The organism is Shewanella sp. SM55 (assembly GCF_025654025.1).
Lineage (GTDB): Bacteria > Pseudomonadota > Gammaproteobacteria > Enterobacterales > Shewanellaceae > Shewanella > Shewanella oncorhynchi.
In genome coordinates this window covers 15,292-31,515 of the sequence record NZ_JAKKRS010000016.1, presented here as the reverse complement: position 1 = coordinate 31,515, position 16,224 = coordinate 15,292, and the positions used below count along the sequence as shown (strand labels likewise).

Sequence of the window (16,224 nt, the reverse complement as noted above, 5' to 3'; positions counted from 1 at the left end):
TCGATAGCGCTTAAAGTGCGCCAGCAAAATCCAGTTGGCGCCATGCTTCATAGCTGATAATTGCCACCGCATTAGACAGATTCAAGCTACGGCTGGTGGCCGCCATGGGGATGCGTAGTCTCTGCTCAGTGGGGATAGATTCGATAATCGCCATCGGTAAACCTCGGGTTTCTGGGCCGAATAGCAGCACATCGTCTTTGGCAAAACTCAGCTCTGTATGCGGGCGACTCCCCTTAGTGGTGCAGGCCATAATGCGTTTGCCTGCCATGGCTTCGAGGAAAGCATCGAAGTCTTTATGGCGAGTCACATTGGTTAAGTCGGCATAGTCCAAACCCGCGCGGCGTAGCTTTTTCTCTTCTAGATCAAAACCTAATGGCTCAATCAAATGCAGCTGGCAGCCATTGTTTGCGCAAAGGCGAATGATATTACCTGTGTTAGGTGCGATTTCTGGCTCATAGAGTGCGATATGGAACATACTGGCCCGCCTGTAGAAAATGACGGCCGATTATACGGCAAACGGTGCCCAAGCGCAGTGTCTGTTGTGGGTGGATTTGGCTAAGTTCATGCAATAGAGGTTGTAATCGGTGGAATTGTTAGCTCAAGGCTTGCCTGTTTTATTATCTCAACATCAAGATACTTTTTAAGAAGTCATTATGCCCTTTATTATTGCGTTACTCGCTCCTGTATTTTGGGGGACGACCTATGCGTTAGTGAGTCTCTACTTACATGACATGTCGCCCTACTGGGTAGCCGTGTGGCGTGCCTTGCCTGCGGGGATATTAATGCTGATGCTGCGTCCTCGTTTGCCAACTTTGGTTTGGTCAAAGCTTGGTTTGCTGGCTTTTTGTAATATCGGTGCCTTCTTCACTTTGCTATTTATCGGCGCGTATCGTTTGCCGGGCGCGGTGGCGGGAACCTTAGGGGCTACTCTGCCGCTCATCTTCTTAATACTGGCTTGGCTCATTGATAAAAAACGCCCAGGAATGAAGTGGTTATTATTAGGTTTGATGGGATTAGGTGGGGTCATTTTACTGCTTAACCCTTCGGCGGATCTCGATCCTATCGGCGTACTTTGCATGCTGAGTGCCACCACCTTAATCGCTTTTTCTTCTCGCTGGATGCAAAAGTGGGATGTGGGTGACTTTTTAGTGCTGACCGCGTGGCAGCTATTATTAGGCGGTTTGATGTTGATCCCACTGGCTTGGTTTATGGCAGGGCCACCGCAGCTACCGAGTATGACGCTTGTACCTTCACTGATATGGTTAGTGATTGCCAACACCGCCGTTGCCTATTGGGCTTGGCTGTGGTCTATGCGAAACTTAGGGCCAGAAATCATGGGTATGGTCGCTTTAGTCAACCCTGTGGTTGCCGTATCATTAGGGGTCATGATTGTGGGGGAAACTTTAGATATGCGCCAATGGATGGGAATAGCTGTGATTTTATTGTCACTGTTATTGATGAAGTTGCCGCAGAATTTAAGGTTAAATCCATTTAAAAAAGTGCAACCCTAGTCATTATTTTGGGGTGAATGAGGCATAGATGCTAAAACGTTTGGATCTGAATTTACTGCCCGTACTCGAAATTCTACTTGAGGAGCAAAGCGTGACCGCTGCTGCTGCGCGGTTGCATTTGAGCCAGTCGGCTGTGAGTAAACAGCTCACACGTCTGAGGGAAGTGTTTGATGATCCTTTATTTGAACGTACCGCCTACGGCCTAAAACCGACGCCCAAGGCTTTGTCACTCGCGCCTGAGTTGCGCCAATGCTTACAGCAATTGGCACAATTTACTCGGCCGGACACCTTCGAACCCGCCTTGAGCCAACGACAGTTTATAATGCATTTGGTCGAAACCACCTATTCACTGACCTTTCCCCATTTTATGCCCATGTTGCTCACCCAAGCGCCCGGTGTGAGTCTCAATTGCCAAACGTGGCGACTCGATACCATGGACAGATTACTGCGCTGCGACATCGACTTAGCCATAGGTTGTCGCGAGTGGGATGAGCGTTCACCCATGCATGTGAATAACATTCCCGATGACTTATGCCATGTTGAGTTAGTGCAGGATTATCCCGTGTGTTTGATGCGTCGTGATCATCCGGCGTTAACACAAGAATGGAATTTAGATACCTTCTTGAGTTATCGCCATCTGCAAGTGGCCTTTGGCGGTTTAGAGCATTGGTTGCTGGATGATGTGTTGCAACTCGAGGGCCGTAAACGGGATATTGCCGTGAATATGACCGACTTTCAGAGCGCGCTCACCCTGTGTGAACAGAGCGATTTGATCCTCTGCGCGCCTTCGCGCTATGCCTTGGCTGTGATGAAGTCTTTTGAGCTTCAGTCTTTACCATCACCCATTAAATTGATCCCCGGCGCGTATTTATTGATGTGGCACAAACACTTTGAGCATGATTTAAGCCATAAATGGCTGCGAGAGTTGATTATTAGCCAAGTGCTGCGTTCGATTACACCTCAGATTTAGGCAGTTTTGGTGCGGCTAACCAAGTGATTAATGCGGGCAAGATATTTTGCCCATCTGCTAAGCCTTGCTGATAGACGGCGGTTACTTTCCCGATGTTGCGATCGAGCCGCGATAGGTTAAGTGGTTGCGCTGGGCGGATCACAAAGGCTTTATTATTCGCAACGGCTTGGTTTAACTCGACTAATGCTTGATTATAAACTCGGTGGCGCTCACTTAACGCATGGGCAACGGCGGGGTAGCGTTTATAGGTTTTGCGGGCTAACCAATTCATTTTCATCGCGGATTTTTGGTAATGCTGATCTTGAGTCAAGATCACCACTTGGCGTGCATAACCATCTTTGCGTGATTGCGCTAACGGTATCGGTTCGCCGATGCCGCCATCGAGGTAATGGTGTTGGTTAATCACGCTGGGTTTAGACATAAAAGGCAGGCTAGAGGAGGCAATGAGCACGTCGAGCAATTTATCGTGATCATTAAAATCGGCCATCCCAAAGTAATCGGTTTTTCCTGTGTTGCAGTTAAAGGCGCCGACCTTGAATTCGGTATTACTATTTAAAAATGTATCAAAATCAAATGGCAGCAACTCATAAGCCATGCGACGGTAGGTAAAGTCTGTATTGACATAATTACCAGTTGCCAGCCAATGGCGGATGCCCATATAGCGTTTGTCATTGAGATATTGCTGCTGAATGTGGAGATTGCGACCAAATTGGCGGGATACATAGGACGCGGGATAAATGGCACCTGCAGATACCCCAATTACATAGCTGAAGTGAAGTGACTGCTGTAAAAACGCGTCTAATACACCTGCGGTATAAATGGCTCTGAGGCCACCACCTTCCAACACTAAGGCCACATCTTTCATCGAGTTACATCTTTTTATCGGTTTATCACCGCAGAATACCCCTGCTTAGCGCAGAAATGAATGCGTGTAAGGTATCCTCAAGATGCGTGACCAACATCAAGATGATGTGACTTTTTCTTAGTTTTAATTGGTAAGATATTGGTTACGTTATCGTTTACGCCATCTTTTTGATGGCCCAGATTAACATGATAGGCTTGGTGAAAATCTGCCTGACTAAAGTATTGGCTAAGTGCATTGAGCGCTTCTTTCACTTTTGCAGGCTGCTTATCCCGCGCCGACGTTACGCTATAAACACTGTAGGTATTGAGTGACCACTCGGGTAATAGGGTGACCAGTTGGCCGCTTTCGAGGTATTTGTGTACTTCAGGTTCGGGCAGGGCGGCAAATCCTAGACCATCGAGTGTGAGTTGAATTAACGCCTGCATATTGTTGACGCTAATTCGCTGGCTTGTCAGTTCAAAACACGCTTGGCTGAAGGCGTGGGTTAAGATATCGCCTTTAGCATAAGTGTGATAGATCCGATTTAATTCAGTTAATTCCTTTGGGTGGCTAAGGTTTTTATGCATTGGCAGATAATTAGGTGAGGCGCACAGTAACATACGCCAATCGGCTAAATGGCGGGCAATTAGGTTGGAATCCGATAAGGGGCCGATGCAAATCGCCAGATCGATACCGTCGTTGACTATATCTATCGGGCCATCTTGCAGCAGTAAATTCAAACTTATCTGTGGATGTGCTGCCAACAGGTAATTAAAAGGTTCGCTTAACAGGCCGCCGCCAAATCCTATAGGCGCGGCAATCTTTAATTCCCCTGATGGAATACCTTTCAAGTTATTAAGTTTCTGCTCTGTGCTTTCGACTATCGCTATGACCTTGCGGCAATTCTCGTAGAACAAACTGCCCGCTTCGGTGAGTGTGAGGTTGCGGGTATTGCGGTGGAACAGGCTGATCCCCATGTCCATTTCGAGCTTGGTCACTTGCTGACTTACCGCCGACGAGCTGAGATTTAATTGCTGTGCTGCGGCACTCATTGAGCCCTTTTCTGCGATTGTCGCAAAAACGATCATCCCTTTGATCATGTTTTTATTCATTTTTAAGTAACTCTTACAAGTGAATACCTAAAGTCTAACTTGAGCTGATTGTAACATAGAGATACATTGCCGTATTGAAAATTGTTCTCATTTACAATCTTTGCTCTAATGGAGACTTGTCGGTTATGTTGTTAAGTCGTAAGAAGTACCTCGCTCAAGTGATCACCGCTTTATGTTTGTTGCCCACAGTACCAGTAACAAATGCCCTTGCGGATACCGCGTCAGATAAAGAAAAGATGATGGAAAGAATCGTGGTGACTGCATCGGGATTTGAACAGCAAATTCGCGATGCGCCAGCTTCTATCAGCGTGATCACCCGTGAGGATCTGGATAACCGCTTCTACCGCGACTTAACCGATGCCATGTTAGAAGTGCCCGGCGTAGTGATTACGGGCGGTGCAGACCGTCAGGATATCAGTCTGCGGGGCATGGGTAGTCAATACACGTTAATTTTAGTGGATGGTAAACGCCAATCCTCGCGCGAGACACGGACCAACAGTGACGGCCCAGGCGTTGAAGGCGCTTGGACGCCACCATTGGCGGCCATCGATAGAATTGAAATTGTTCGCGGGCCTATGTCATCACTTTATGGTTCGGATGCCATTGGTGGGGTAATTAACATTATCACTCGCAAAGTGCCAAACGAGTGGCAGGGTGAGGTGCGACTCGACAGCACTTTGCAGGAAAAGTCTGACTCGGGAAATGTGTATCAAGGCAACTTTTTCGTCAACGGTGGTTTGATCAAAGATCTACTAGGGATGCAACTTTATGGTCAATATACCCAGCGTGAAGAAGATCAAATCTATGGTGGTTACCGAGGTCGCGATGCGACTAATCTGACAGCGAGATTTGCGCTCACGCCTAATGAAAATCACGATATCATGTTTGAAGTTGGCACTTCTAACCAAGAACTCGACAGCAGTTTAGGTAAAACCGTCACACCGTTAGCACCGGGCGAAGCCTGTGGTCGTCGCGGTTGCCCTGAATCTTCAACGACAGAATATGAAAACAGCACCTTCTCCCTTTCACATACAGGTCGTTGGGACTTTGGTACTTCGGATAGCTATATCAAGCATGAAGTGTTTGATAATAAAACCCGTAAGATGAAAATCACTAACACGGATGCGCAATCTAGCCTTATCACTACGTTAGGCCAAAGTCATACAGCGACCTTTGGCGCAGCATTCAACCATCAAGATTTAACCGACGAAACAGGTAACCAAGTGAGTGACTTAACTGATATTAGTCGCAAACAATGGTCGGTGTTTTCCGAGGATGAATGGCGCATTGTCGATAGCTTTGCTCTGACCATGGGGCTGCGTTTGGATGATGATGAAAACTTTGGTAATCATGTCAGTCCGCGCGTTTATGGCGTGTGGGGATTAACCGACAGCACCACCTTAAAGGGCGGTGTATCAACAGGGTTTAGGGCGCCGAGTTTACGTCAGACAGTGCCCGACTGGGGACAAGTCAGCCGTGGTGGCAACATGTACGGTAATCCAGATTTACAACCTGAAACTTCAGTTAACTACGAGTTAGGTTTGTATTCTGATCTGACCGAGAGCATTACCGCCAGCGCGGGTGTGTTCTATAACGAGTTTAATGACAAGATCACCCGCGTTGCCTGTCCTGCGACTCAATGTACTGATGGTCCAAATCAATTTGGTTCTAATCCAACGACTTATGTGAACGTCGACGAAGCTGTGACCCAAGGGATTGAACTGAGTTTCGACTATCGCATTCGCTCAAACTTGAGTTTGACGGGTAACTATACCTATACGGATTCGGAGCAAAAGACAGGTGTTTATAAAGGTAGCCCATTGAATCAATTGCCTAAGCATTTGATCCAAGCGTCTTTCAACTACGAGCCTATTGATAATTTAAGCACTTGGTTAAGGGTGAACTACCGTGGCGAAGAGAGCCAACCGACGACAGGACCTTCATCGAGCAGTTTAATCGCCCCTTCTTATACTCTGCTGGATTTGGGGGCTAACTACCAGTTGAACGATAGCTTGAAATTTAGTGTGGGCATTTATAACGCCTTCGATAAGGAAATTACCCAAGAGGAATACGGTTATATCGAAGATGGCCGACGTTACTGGTTAGGTATGACCTATAGTTTTTAAATTAAAAATAGCGAGTTATAAAGAAGCCAGCACTTAGCTGGCTTCTTTTTTGATTATTCAAAATTCGGTTTACGAATAAACAGGACGCTGAGATCTTGCTTTGGCGTGAACTGTTTTTGCTGGAACTCAAAGGTGAGTGGGTCAGTTTTTTTAAGCTCGCCATCAAAACACAAACTAATAAGATCTGTGGGCTGGGATTTTTTTAGGGTGAGTTTGAAGTCCTTAATCGACCCTTGCCAGTTATTAGCTGTGACCAAAATATAGCTAAGATGGCTCCATTCGACGCCAATCTCCTGATCTTCACCGTCTTGTTTGACAACGAGATTACGCTTCCGAATACCTTGCTTGGCGCTTTCATCTAAACAGGCCAGTTCAGTGTAAGTATCGATAATACTATTGGCAGTATCGGGGATGCCCGTTGAGAGGCTTGGCGTGTAACTGTGGCTGATGGAGACAGATTGGCCCGCGGGAAAGGTTTGTTCCCACACAAAGTAATCGCTTAGGGTAAAGGCGATTTGTTGGTCCTCATCCAACCATTGCTTGGGGAGTGCGGGTTTACCCTTGGGGACTTCGGCATATTCGGCAAAGTAAGCGACTTCATCTACACCCCAGCCAAGCTGTTTCAGCTCGGTTGAAATATCGGTTTTATCGGCAAGTTGGGCAACAAGCCTGTGCTGAGTTGGCTGGGTTTTGCCATTCACTTTAAGGGTGAAGTTATCAATGCTGCTGTGATCGGCGGAGCCAAAAAACATTGGTGGCATGGGGAAGGCGATGGGGACGATAAGATCCTGCGAACTGGTGTTGGTAAACACATAATCGACCCTGACTTCGGTCTCGCTGATGAAGAGGGACTCTTTATCCATACTGATATTAGGCTGATATTTCAAGGTAATAGAGCCATTAGCATCCCCAAAACTGCTATCGTTGGCAGAGGCAGTTTCTCCGTAGACGAGTAAAATTATAGCAAAAAGGGGTATGGCTAAGTGTGCTGACATGTACTTCTTAACTCTAGTTGGATGTTTTAGTATCAATGGGGAACTATTATTGCGCGCGGGCGAGGTCGATGGCCGCACTTATCGCATTTCGCGCTTGTGGGCTATTTTTCCAGCAAGTGGTGCGCAGCATGCTGGCGACTAAGTTAGCAATATCATCCACTTCGTGTTGGGCGAGTTGTTGTAGTGAGCTGATACCAATTTCTTCGAAGCGTTTAATTACCGTCGGGCCAACGCCTTTGAGTGCTAATAAGGCTTGTTTTTCTTGTTCATTAAAACCCATAACGAATACTCCTTTATTGTTGGGATTGTGCTCAATTAATAGTACTGGGCAAGATTACCTTTAAACCGAGTTAACAAAAAGGCCCTCGAAGGGCCTGTTTAGTCTTTATGAATCAACAATCATCAATAAGTGTTACATATCACAGGGTTTGAGTGGCTTACGCAATTGAGCGCGCACGTTGTCCATGCCGGCGTAAAACTCTTTCATCATCAATAGACCCATCATCTTGCCGTTATCGGTGACGATCAGATTGTCGGGATCTGTTGGGTCATTTTTAATCGCACCAATCAGTTTCATCGAGGTCATTTCTTTAAATAAGGCGGTATCTAAATTGACGCCAAAGGTTTCGCGGAAATATTTACGCGATAAACGGCCGGAGAACATGCCCAGCAAAAAGCGATATTGCATCACGTCTTTTTTGCTGTAGTTCTTTTGTTGCTCGACACCCATTTGACCCGCTGCGATGCGTTCTTGGTACTTACGTAGCGAGAAAGTGTTCACATAAAGCGTGTCATTTAAGAAACTAAATGAGCCCGAACCTACCCCTAAGTATTCGTCGTAATCGATAACGTATTCATCAAATCCTTCGTCATCGGTTTTACCAAATGCCCATGCAGACAATTGATTATATTGACCATTAAGGCTATTTAATATTTGGCGATATTGGTTTGCCATATCCGCTTGCGGCGCCGCTAATTTGCCTTTAACACTCTTACGGGTTTGATGAGTGATCATCAGCGGATAGGTGGTAATTTGTCTTGGGTCTAAGCGCGATGCCATGTCGAGGTCGTGTTGGATCACTTCATCGGTTTGGCCGCGGAAACCAAAAATCAGGTCGACGTTGATAATAGGGAACAACTCTTTGGCACCCATGATCTTGTCGAAGGTTTGCTGACCCGTGCCGAATTTATCGAGTCGGTCGGTCATTTTTAAAATATCGTCATTAAAGCTTTGTACGCCGATAGACATGCGATCCACTAAGCCTTTGAGCTGTTTAAAGCCTGGGCTGTCTAAATGCTGCGGATCGGACTCGCAGGAGACTTCTTTAATGCTAGGAAATAGGGTTTTAGCGTGTTCTATGGTACGGGCTAATTCGTCTTCTAATACCGTGGTGGTACCACCACCAATGTACATAGATTCAAAGTCATAGCCGAGGGCCTTGACCATTTCCATCTCTTTACGTAATGAGATGAAGTAGGCACGCGCCTTGTCTTCCTTAAACATAAAACGGTGGAAGGTACAGTAAGAGCACAGGGTATGGCAGAAGGGAATATGTGCGTATAGCATATATTTTTTGCCTTCAACCGGTGCTGGCATCATTTCTGCTGAAAGCGTATCGAGGCGAAGATTCTTATCGACATAGTACTGCATGACCCGTTCCATCGAGCCGAGCATCCAGTTAGGGACGGTAATATTCGCTTGATAAGGCGTTGCGATAGCGCCGCTGAGCGTTTGAATAACTGATGACATAACGATTCCTATCTGAGAGTGCTAACCGTAAACACCGAAATTGCTTTAGGTAATTCACGACCACCTAGCGCAATAAGACTACCTCGTATGTAATTGTTAAAACGTGAACTGGTTATAAGTTACGGTTTCCTAACAAGGAAATCACGGGCTTTTTGTTAAGCAGATCATGTTTTAGCGATTGAGAATGCATTTTTATCATGCATTTTTTAGCGGAATTTATTGTAGATTTGCGGGGTTAGCTTGCCGTGTCAGTCTAAATGCTGAGATTGAAAATCACCATTCTAGGCATTTTGTTGCTGGCGGATTAGCGCTTGTCTATCCAAGGGTCGGCTGTCATCATCCGAACGATAAAAATAACCTCTTGATGTAAAGGGCCCACTATGTTGGCAAACGTAAACCGCTTCTTCCCGCTGTTGGCACTGATAGGCGCAATGACAGCTTATCTGATACCGAGTTGGTTTACTGAGCTTAAATCCGCCATAGTGCCGCTGTTGGTGATAATCATGCTATCTATGGGGCTCACCTTAGATCTTCAGGATTTTGCTAATGCATTCAAACAGAAACGTGCTGTACTCGCAGGACTCGTGCTGCAATTTTCTGTCATGCCGCTCAGTGCATTACTAATTAGCCTGTTATTAGGATTAGATAGGGAACTCACCATAGGCATGGTGTTAGTGGGCAGTGTTGCAGGCGGCACCGCCTCAAACGTGGTCTGTTATTTAGCAAAAGGCGACGTGGCTTTATCGATAACCATGACGGCACTGTCAACCTTAGCGGGCGTGGTGTTAACACCACTGATTATTAAGCTGTTGATTGGTGAGATGATCGATATACCCTTCGCTGATATGCTGCTGAGTTTAGTGAAAATTGTGCTGATCCCTGTCAGCGTTGGTGTGATTATCAATCATTTTTTTAAATCGCTGGTGGCTAAAGTCGCTCCTGCATTGCCACTGATTTCTATCTTGGCAATTGTGATGGCGATTACGATTATCGTGGCGTTAAATGCCAATCAGTTTGGTAAAGTTGGCCCGATTATTCTGCTTGCCGTGTTCTTGCATAATGGTCTTGGTCTCGCCTTAGGCTATTTCTGTTGCCGTTTATTAGGCTTTAACCACACAGTTTGTAAAACTATCTCTATCGAAGTTGGCCTACAAAACTCCGGTCTCGCCACTGCTTTATGTATTAAATTCTTTAGCCCCACTTCTGCCATTCCCAGCGCGATATTCTCGATATGGCATAATTTGTCTGGCGCCATGTTGGCAGGATATTGGGCGAGAGAATCGCAAGATTAATAAGATGTTGCTGTCGAAAATAGATAATTCCTGTTGCCTAGCAAGCGAGGCCACAGGCTTAAAATGCTGTGACTAATTAACCGGTAATGGGGTCTCGACAGGCATGAGTGTTAGCTGCAAGATATTTTCTTGCCGGCTTAATGCCAGTGGCAGTGTGTAGTTGGGAATGCGTAATCCGAATACGGCACCTTGTTGTAACAAGTGATACAGCTGATCTGTCATGGTAATCGTTAAACTGGCGCAGCCATGTTCATCGACTCTGCCTTCTAGTGGTAAGGCGATTTTGTCAGCTAAGGTTAGATACGCCGCCATACGCCAGTGAGAGTTTTCTCCAATATTGTATGTGCTGCCATGTAGTTGGTTGTAGCCTAAACCACAGGCCTGCAAGCTTAATTGGGTTTTGGCCGCTGTTGGCAACGAAATAATCTGTTGTCGCTGCTGTGCCAGAAACTTACCCCACGTCAGGCGATGAATAACTGAGTCAAGTGAGATGGGAACATACTGATCTTGCTGTTTTAGTGCATTAAAGCGGGCAATGCCCTGTTCCAATTTAGTGAGATCGTCTTCATATTCCAGTTGTGCCTTAAGCAGATTATATGCGGGCGTTTTAGCTTGTTCCATGCCGGCTAATGCCGCTTTCTCGTAGTATGCCAGTGCTTGCACTTTATCGGCTTCTGCGCCCAAACCGTGCTCTTCCATGCTGCCTAAATGATAGTTAGCGATGGCAACTTGACGCTTAGCACCTTGTAAAAATGCGGCTTTCGCACCGCTGTAGTCATTTTCATTCAACAGCAGAGCGCCGTAGTTTGTCCACGCCGTACCGTCATCTGCTGCCATACCCAATTCTAGCCACTTTATGGCTTGCTGGCGTAACTGCGGGATGTTGAGGCTTTCTCTTTCGCTGCCGACACTTTGCATCGCCATTAAGTACGCGCGCAGATACTCGCGTGAGACATTATCCTGATAGAGGTTATCGGGCTGGAGTTCAAAGGCTTGCCCAAAGTAACTCCCCGCTTGCTGCGCCGCAGTGATTGCTTTCGCTAGATAGAACCTTGAGCTGGGATCTGCCGGACTGTGTGCTCGTCCTAGGTTATATAAGGTCGGTAGTTTAAGACCCCGCGCCAGCGCTTCTTCTAACAAGGGGATGGCCTGCGTTTTTCGATCATTATCCAGCGCCATGCTGCCTAGATTATGGCTGGCATGGGCCGAACCTAAGGCTCTGGCTTGTTCATAGTATTGGCTGGCGGTGGCATTGTCTTGCGTGACGCCACGGCCGAGATGGTAGGCTTTACCCAGTAAGAATAACGCCTCAGCATTGTTCTCTGCTGCTTGCTGCTGTGCTTGTTGCAAGAAAGCGTCGTATTGTTGTTGCTCAAATAGCTGTTCCAGCGCGGACTTTTCTGCAGTTGCTGCAAAGCTTACGGTCAACAGTAATAGGAGAGTCGCAATAGTGAATATCTTCATAACATCCTTGTCGTTAAGCGGGTACTTGTAAGCGGTAGTGCTAGTGAAGTTGTTTAACGTAGAGGCTTGTTATGCTACAAGCAAGCCTTGCGGTTTACCACTGTGTTATGGACAGGCGGATGAATTGCAGCGGTAGCACTGCCGGGTGTTGGCGTTACATGGAAGCCGACGATAGCTAATCGTTGATTAGCTGAGTCCGAAGTTTTTTAGTGGTATTCAATATTGTGGGAGATGGGCAATACGTATCTTCATTCCTGAACTATAGGCTTCACGCTCTTATTATTGCTTTAGTACAGTTGACACTGAATCAATTTAATCATTTTTTGGTAAATAATTTTTATAAAAATATAGTATTAATAATAGGTTAGTTTTCTTGGCTGCGATTTATATTGCAGGTGTGTGTTTCGCTTTATATCTCATCTAAAAATCTGACAGCCCAATAATTTTTGTTATTAGGCCGCAGATTTAAAAGCTTTTTTTAGGGAGCCTAAACCTAAAGCTTAAAATGCGAGACCACACCGACGAGTTGTTCCTTCGTCGCGGCCAAAGAGGTTGCGCTATTGAGGGTGGCTTTACCGCTTTGATTCAGTTCATCGACCATTTCACGAATGGTGGTCAGATTACGGTTTATCTCTTCGGTCACAGCACTTTGCTCTTCTGCTGCGGTGGCGATTTGATTACTGAGCCCATTAATATCGAACACATAAGTGGTCAGGGTATCAAGGTTTTCCGTCACTAGATTGGTGGTATCGGCGGCTTGTTGGCAACTGTGTTTGGTTTGCTCCATTGCGGTTACGGCGGCATTGGCACCAAGATAAAGTTGTTCCAGCATCTGGTTGATTTCTGCGGTACTTGCTTGAGTGCGTGCGGCCAGTGAGCGAACTTCATCGGCGACAACAGCAAAGCCTCGACCTTGTTCACCTGCACGGGCGGCTTCGATGGCTGCATTAAGCGCTAGCAGATTGGTTTGATCGGCAATTTCACCTATTACATTCAAAATCGCGGCGATATGACGGGTATTTTCGTTCATATCATTAATCGCATCAGCGGCGACATCGACTTTAGCGACCAAGGCAATCACAGTGTTGGCAGCTTGTTCAACGGCTTTCTTCGATTTATCCGCTTGCGCATTTGCTTGTTGAGTAAACTGGGCTGCAGATGCAGCATCACCCGCGACATTATGGGCTGTGGCGCTCATTTCAGTCATGGCTGTCACGACTTGGTCGGTTTCGACGGCGTGGATTTGCAGTGCATGATTATTGGCATTTGACTGTACATTCAATTGCCCTATTTGGTCGGACATATGATCCGAGGCTTGGGCAATTTCAGACATAATTTCACGTAGATAACCTATCACACTGTCGAGATCTTCTGCGAGTGAGCAGAGCTCATTTTGTCCTTTAATATTTGTTTTATGAGTTAGGTCGCCATGGGCAAGACGTTCCATTACCCGTTTTATCTCATTGATTATGTGGACGAGTTGTTTACTCATAATGAGGGCGCTGAAGAGTGACGCTACAATCGCGAACAAGATCAATCCCAGTAGGATACTTTCTGTTGAGGTGACTTTATCTTCAGCTTGTTTGCCTAACTCATGATTTCGCAGAGTGATCAGCGCGACTAATTGGTTGATTTGATTACTGACCTTAGGCCCGAGCGCAGCACGCTCATTGGTTAGCTCAGGTACTGCTCCAGTTTGTTTAGCGAGTGCCAGTTCTTCTTGGTAGAGACGAACATAATGTTCTGTTTGTGGTAAAAGAGTGTGAATAGCTTGAGCATCAGCGCCCATGAAGTCGGTATTAAATTTGGTCAGTTGAGAGACGAGTTGTGCAACCTTATGTTGTTGTTCGGCGATAGCTTTACCGTTGTGGACTAAGGTGGCTAAGCGCAACTCAAAAAAGGATTCTCGTACTGTAGTGAAAGTTTCTGCGAGCTGAGTGTTGTCGACTAGGCTTTTACTGGTCTCACCGAGTTCGTTAAAACTGCGATAGCACGAAATACCTATGATGATCAGTAAGATACTTGTAAACACTGATGGCAATGCCGTCAATGTACTGGTTTTGGCATTTTTAAACATGGTGACCTTCTAGGATAAAAAGCAGCAATGCGTAATTTAATTACGCTATAGGTAATTTTAGCGTGCGCGTGAGCTAGCCAGCAAGAGAGTATTTTATGGAAATGTCTACTAAGATACTGTTTTTAATTGAATTGTTTTATTGGTGTTGCATCTGGTTGGTTGCTAAGTTACGAAATGTTGTGTTGTTTAAATTCAACTTTTATCTAGATGATTGTTTTTATTATTAAATAACTATGATACATGCAATTTTTTTACAGTGATTTAGCATTTAAATTGGTCTTTGTGATCTCGTACTCAAATGCTACAAATGATTCAAAATGTAATTCAGACATATACTTAAAGCCGATGACTCATGCTGAAATAAAAGCCCCCGCCAGTAGTGATTGACGGGGGCTCTACGTTTGCTAGTGGCTAAGTATTTTTTGAATACCTACAACTAGATTTCAGTCTTATTCTTTATATTTAAGCGTGCCGTTGGCTTTGATTTCATCAAACCATAGGTTGTGATGTTGGCTTGCCCAGTTTTCATCACAGTAGCCTGACACCATACATTCCATACCACCTTCTGACATCACAGTTGCCATGAAGATGTGTACGATAGAGAAAGCACAGATCACGATAGCGCTCACTGAATGCAGTACCAGGGCGATCAAGCTTAATGTACGGCTTGGCTCGAACAGGTTAGGGAAGAGTAATAACATGCCCGAGGCTGAAATGATTAATCCAAACAGGGCAAATGCCCAGAACCACATTTTCTCACCCGCGTTAGCAAAACCTGCATCTGGGTGCTTACCTTTGAACGGACCAAAGTTAATGTAACCGCCTACTACCATGAACCACTTTACGTCGTACATTTTTGGCAGCTGGTTTTTCGCCCATAGGGTGGTCATCAATGCCCAACCTATCATGAAGGGAATCGCCATCACGTCATGGATTTGCTTCGCGCCATAGACGATTGCTTCCCAGATGCCTTCACCCAACCAAGGTTGGAAGAAGAAGCGACCCGCCAGCAAGGTTAAGCCTGTTAAAATCAACAGTAAGCATGGAATCGCGCCTAACCAGTGGATTGAAACATCAAACTTAGACCAGCGATGCACTAACTTGCCTGAAAAACCATGGTGCAGCTTGGAGATGCCATTCACCTTGATAAATAGGACAAAGATAATGATCATACCGAATAGTGCTGCCATTAAGGCGGGCGCTAACCAGTCGCTACGCAGCGCTAATACCCGTAAATCGTAGGTATTGATCGGCTGAGCATGAAACTCACTTTGGGAGGTAGTGTATCCCGTGGCACCATCCTTCAGTTGCGCCCAAATTTGGGCATCAGACTGTTGAACTTGATTCGCCAGTTCATCACCACCATTGGCTATACACACAGCACTAAATAACAGTGCTATGGCGAAACCTATGTGTTTGAACCATTTGTTCATCATACATCCTCTCTCACTTAGTCGCGCCCACCTAGATAGGCGCTAAGCTAAGTCTGTGGACAGATCCTGTTGACCTGAATTAATTCCAAGCCGCGTTTTTAGCACCACGATAAGCCACACGCTCACGGAAGATGCTTGAAACCACTTCGGCATCCCCCGCTAACAGGGCTTTAGTCGCGCACAGTTCTGCACACATAGGCAGTTTGCCTTCGGCAATACGGTTTGAACCGTATTTTTGGCGTTCTGCATCTGAGTGGTTTTCTTCTGGGCCACCGGCACAGAAGGTACATTTATCCATCTTACCGCGGCTACCAAAGGCACCTTTTTTCGGGAACTGAGGTGCGCCAAATGGACAGGCGTACAGGCAGTAACCGCAACCAATACAGGCATCTTTGTCGTGTAGCACTATGCCGTCGTCGGTTCTGTAGAAGCAGTTTGCTGGGCAAACCGCCATACAAGGTGCATCTGAGCAATGCATACAGGCGACAGAGATTGAGGCTTCACCACGTTGACCATCGTTGATTGTCACTACGCGGCGGCGTTGGATCCCCCACTCGAGAGCGGAGTCGTTTTCGTTTTTACAGGCAGTGACACAACCGTTACATTCGATGCAGCGCTTGGTATCACACAAAAATTTCATTGTAGCCATA

The 16,224-nt window shown here is 46.1% G+C and carries 14 protein-coding genes; 4 read left to right on the top strand and 10 right to left on the bottom strand.

Annotation, left to right across the window (positions count from 1 at the left end; translation table 11 throughout):
- Positions 1-10: 10 nt before the first annotated feature.
- Positions 11-475: a tRNA (uridine(34)/cytosine(34)/5-carboxymethylaminomethyluridine(34)-2'-O)-methyltransferase TrmL gene (gene trmL / locus L5L91_RS17955; RefSeq protein WP_006079682.1), complete on the bottom strand. Its 465-nt coding sequence runs from the start codon at positions 473-475 to the stop codon at positions 11-13.
- Positions 476-653: 178 nt separating this feature from the next.
- Here trmL and L5L91_RS17950 point away from each other — a divergent pair, with 178 nt between their 5' ends.
- Complete coding sequence (locus L5L91_RS17950) at positions 654-1,511, top strand: DMT family transporter (RefSeq protein WP_173248142.1); 858 nt, start codon at positions 654-656, stop codon at positions 1,509-1,511.
- Between the two features lie 28 nt (positions 1,512-1,539).
- A complete protein-coding gene (locus L5L91_RS17945; protein WP_263237333.1) occupies positions 1,540-2,481 on the top strand; it encodes a LysR family transcriptional regulator in 942 nt (313 codons plus the stop codon).
- On the opposite strand, the gene L5L91_RS17940 is transcribed toward L5L91_RS17945, so the two are convergent.
- Positions 2,465-3,346 carry a patatin family protein gene (locus L5L91_RS17940; RefSeq protein WP_263237331.1) on the bottom strand — a complete coding sequence of 294 codons (882 nt, stop codon included), beginning with the start codon at positions 3,344-3,346 and terminating at the stop codon, positions 2,465-2,467. The genes L5L91_RS17945 and L5L91_RS17940 overlap by 17 nt on opposite strands.
- Before the next feature lie 77 nt (positions 3,347-3,423).
- A complete protein-coding gene (locus tag L5L91_RS17935) occupies positions 3,424-4,437 on the bottom strand; it encodes a LysR family transcriptional regulator (RefSeq protein WP_263237330.1) in 1,014 nt (337 codons plus the stop codon).
- A 125-nt stretch (positions 4,438-4,562) separates the two neighbouring features.
- Here L5L91_RS17935 and L5L91_RS17930 point away from each other — a divergent pair, with 125 nt between their 5' ends.
- Positions 4,563-6,563: a ligand-gated channel protein gene (locus L5L91_RS17930; RefSeq protein WP_263237329.1), complete on the top strand. Its 2,001-nt coding sequence runs from the start codon at positions 4,563-4,565 to the stop codon at positions 6,561-6,563.
- A gap of 53 nt (positions 6,564-6,616) precedes the next feature.
- Here L5L91_RS17930 and L5L91_RS17925 read toward each other — a convergent pair whose 3' ends face one another.
- The 3 genes from L5L91_RS17925 to L5L91_RS17915 form a co-directional block, all read right to left on the bottom strand.
- A complete protein-coding gene (locus tag L5L91_RS17925) occupies positions 6,617-7,558 on the bottom strand; it encodes a DUF4424 domain-containing protein (RefSeq protein ID WP_263162316.1) in 942 nt (313 codons plus the stop codon).
- A 46-nt stretch (positions 7,559-7,604) separates the two neighbouring features.
- Positions 7,605-7,838 (bottom strand): hypothetical protein, encoded by a 234-nt coding sequence (locus L5L91_RS17920; RefSeq protein ID WP_011787794.1) that lies wholly within the window; start codon positions 7,836-7,838, stop codon positions 7,605-7,607.
- Between the two features lie 132 nt (positions 7,839-7,970).
- Positions 7,971-9,308, bottom strand: coding sequence for a coproporphyrinogen III oxidase family protein (locus tag L5L91_RS17915; RefSeq protein ID WP_263162313.1), 1,338 nt, complete (start codon positions 9,306-9,308; stop codon positions 7,971-7,973).
- A 380-nt stretch (positions 9,309-9,688) separates the two neighbouring features.
- Here L5L91_RS17915 and L5L91_RS17910 point away from each other — a divergent pair, with 380 nt between their 5' ends.
- Complete coding sequence (locus L5L91_RS17910; RefSeq protein ID WP_263237328.1) at positions 9,689-10,600, top strand: bile acid:sodium symporter family protein; 912 nt, start codon at positions 9,689-9,691, stop codon at positions 10,598-10,600.
- A 72-nt stretch (positions 10,601-10,672) separates the two neighbouring features.
- Here the strand turns inward: L5L91_RS17910 and L5L91_RS17905 are convergent, their stop codons facing one another.
- The 4 genes from L5L91_RS17905 to fdh3B all read right to left on the bottom strand — a co-directional run bounded on the left by L5L91_RS17905 (position 10,673) and on the right by fdh3B (position 16,223).
- Entirely contained in the window at positions 10,673-12,064 is a 1,392-nt protein-coding gene (locus L5L91_RS17905) for a tetratricopeptide repeat protein (RefSeq protein WP_263162308.1), read from the bottom strand.
- Between the two features lie 493 nt (positions 12,065-12,557).
- Positions 12,558-14,141 carry a methyl-accepting chemotaxis protein gene (locus L5L91_RS17900; protein WP_263237326.1) on the bottom strand — a complete coding sequence of 528 codons (1,584 nt, stop codon included), beginning with the start codon at positions 14,139-14,141 and terminating at the stop codon, positions 12,558-12,560.
- Positions 14,142-14,590: 449 nt separating this feature from the next.
- Positions 14,591-15,574 (bottom strand): formate dehydrogenase subunit gamma, encoded by a 984-nt coding sequence (locus tag L5L91_RS17895; RefSeq protein ID WP_263237396.1) that lies wholly within the window; start codon positions 15,572-15,574, stop codon positions 14,591-14,593.
- 79 nt (positions 15,575-15,653) lie between these two features.
- Positions 15,654-16,223 (bottom strand): formate dehydrogenase FDH3 subunit beta, encoded by a 570-nt coding sequence (gene fdh3B / locus L5L91_RS17890; protein ID WP_105250558.1) that lies wholly within the window; start codon positions 16,221-16,223, stop codon positions 15,654-15,656.
- Between the last annotated feature and the right edge of the window lies 1 nt (position 16,224).

Coding starts and splice junctions, on each gene's coding strand:
- trmL (WP_006079682.1), bottom strand. CDS start 475: ATGTTCCATATCGCACTCTATGAGCCAGAAATCGCACCTAACACAGGT.
- L5L91_RS17950 (WP_173248142.1), top strand. CDS start 654: ATGCCCTTTATTATTGCGTTACTCGCTCCTGTATTTTGGGGGACGACC.
- L5L91_RS17945 (WP_263237333.1), top strand. CDS start 1,540: ATGCTAAAACGTTTGGATCTGAATTTACTGCCCGTACTCGAAATTCTA.
- L5L91_RS17940 (WP_263237331.1), bottom strand. CDS start 3,346: ATGAAAGATGTGGCCTTAGTGTTGGAAGGTGGTGGCCTCAGAGCCATT.
- L5L91_RS17935 (WP_263237330.1), bottom strand. CDS start 4,437: ATGAATAAAAACATGATCAAAGGGATGATCGTTTTTGCGACAATCGCA.
- L5L91_RS17930 (WP_263237329.1), top strand. CDS start 4,563: ATGTTGTTAAGTCGTAAGAAGTACCTCGCTCAAGTGATCACCGCTTTA.
- L5L91_RS17925 (WP_263162316.1), bottom strand. CDS start 7,558: ATGTCAGCACACTTAGCCATACCCCTTTTTGCTATAATTTTACTCGTC.
- L5L91_RS17920 (WP_011787794.1), bottom strand. CDS start 7,838: ATGGGTTTTAATGAACAAGAAAAACAAGCCTTATTAGCACTCAAAGGC.
- L5L91_RS17915 (WP_263162313.1), bottom strand. CDS start 9,308: ATGTCATCAGTTATTCAAACGCTCAGCGGCGCTATCGCAACGCCTTAT.
- L5L91_RS17910 (WP_263237328.1), top strand. CDS start 9,689: ATGTTGGCAAACGTAAACCGCTTCTTCCCGCTGTTGGCACTGATAGGC.
- L5L91_RS17905 (WP_263162308.1), bottom strand. CDS start 12,064: ATGAAGATATTCACTATTGCGACTCTCCTATTACTGTTGACCGTAAGC.
- L5L91_RS17900 (WP_263237326.1), bottom strand. CDS start 14,141: ATGTTTAAAAATGCCAAAACCAGTACATTGACGGCATTGCCATCAGTG.
- L5L91_RS17895 (WP_263237396.1), bottom strand. CDS start 15,574: ATGAACAAATGGTTCAAACACATAGGTTTCGCCATAGCACTGTTATTT.
- fdh3B (WP_105250558.1), bottom strand. CDS start 16,223: ATGGCTACAATGAAATTTTTGTGTGATACCAAGCGCTGCATCGAATGT.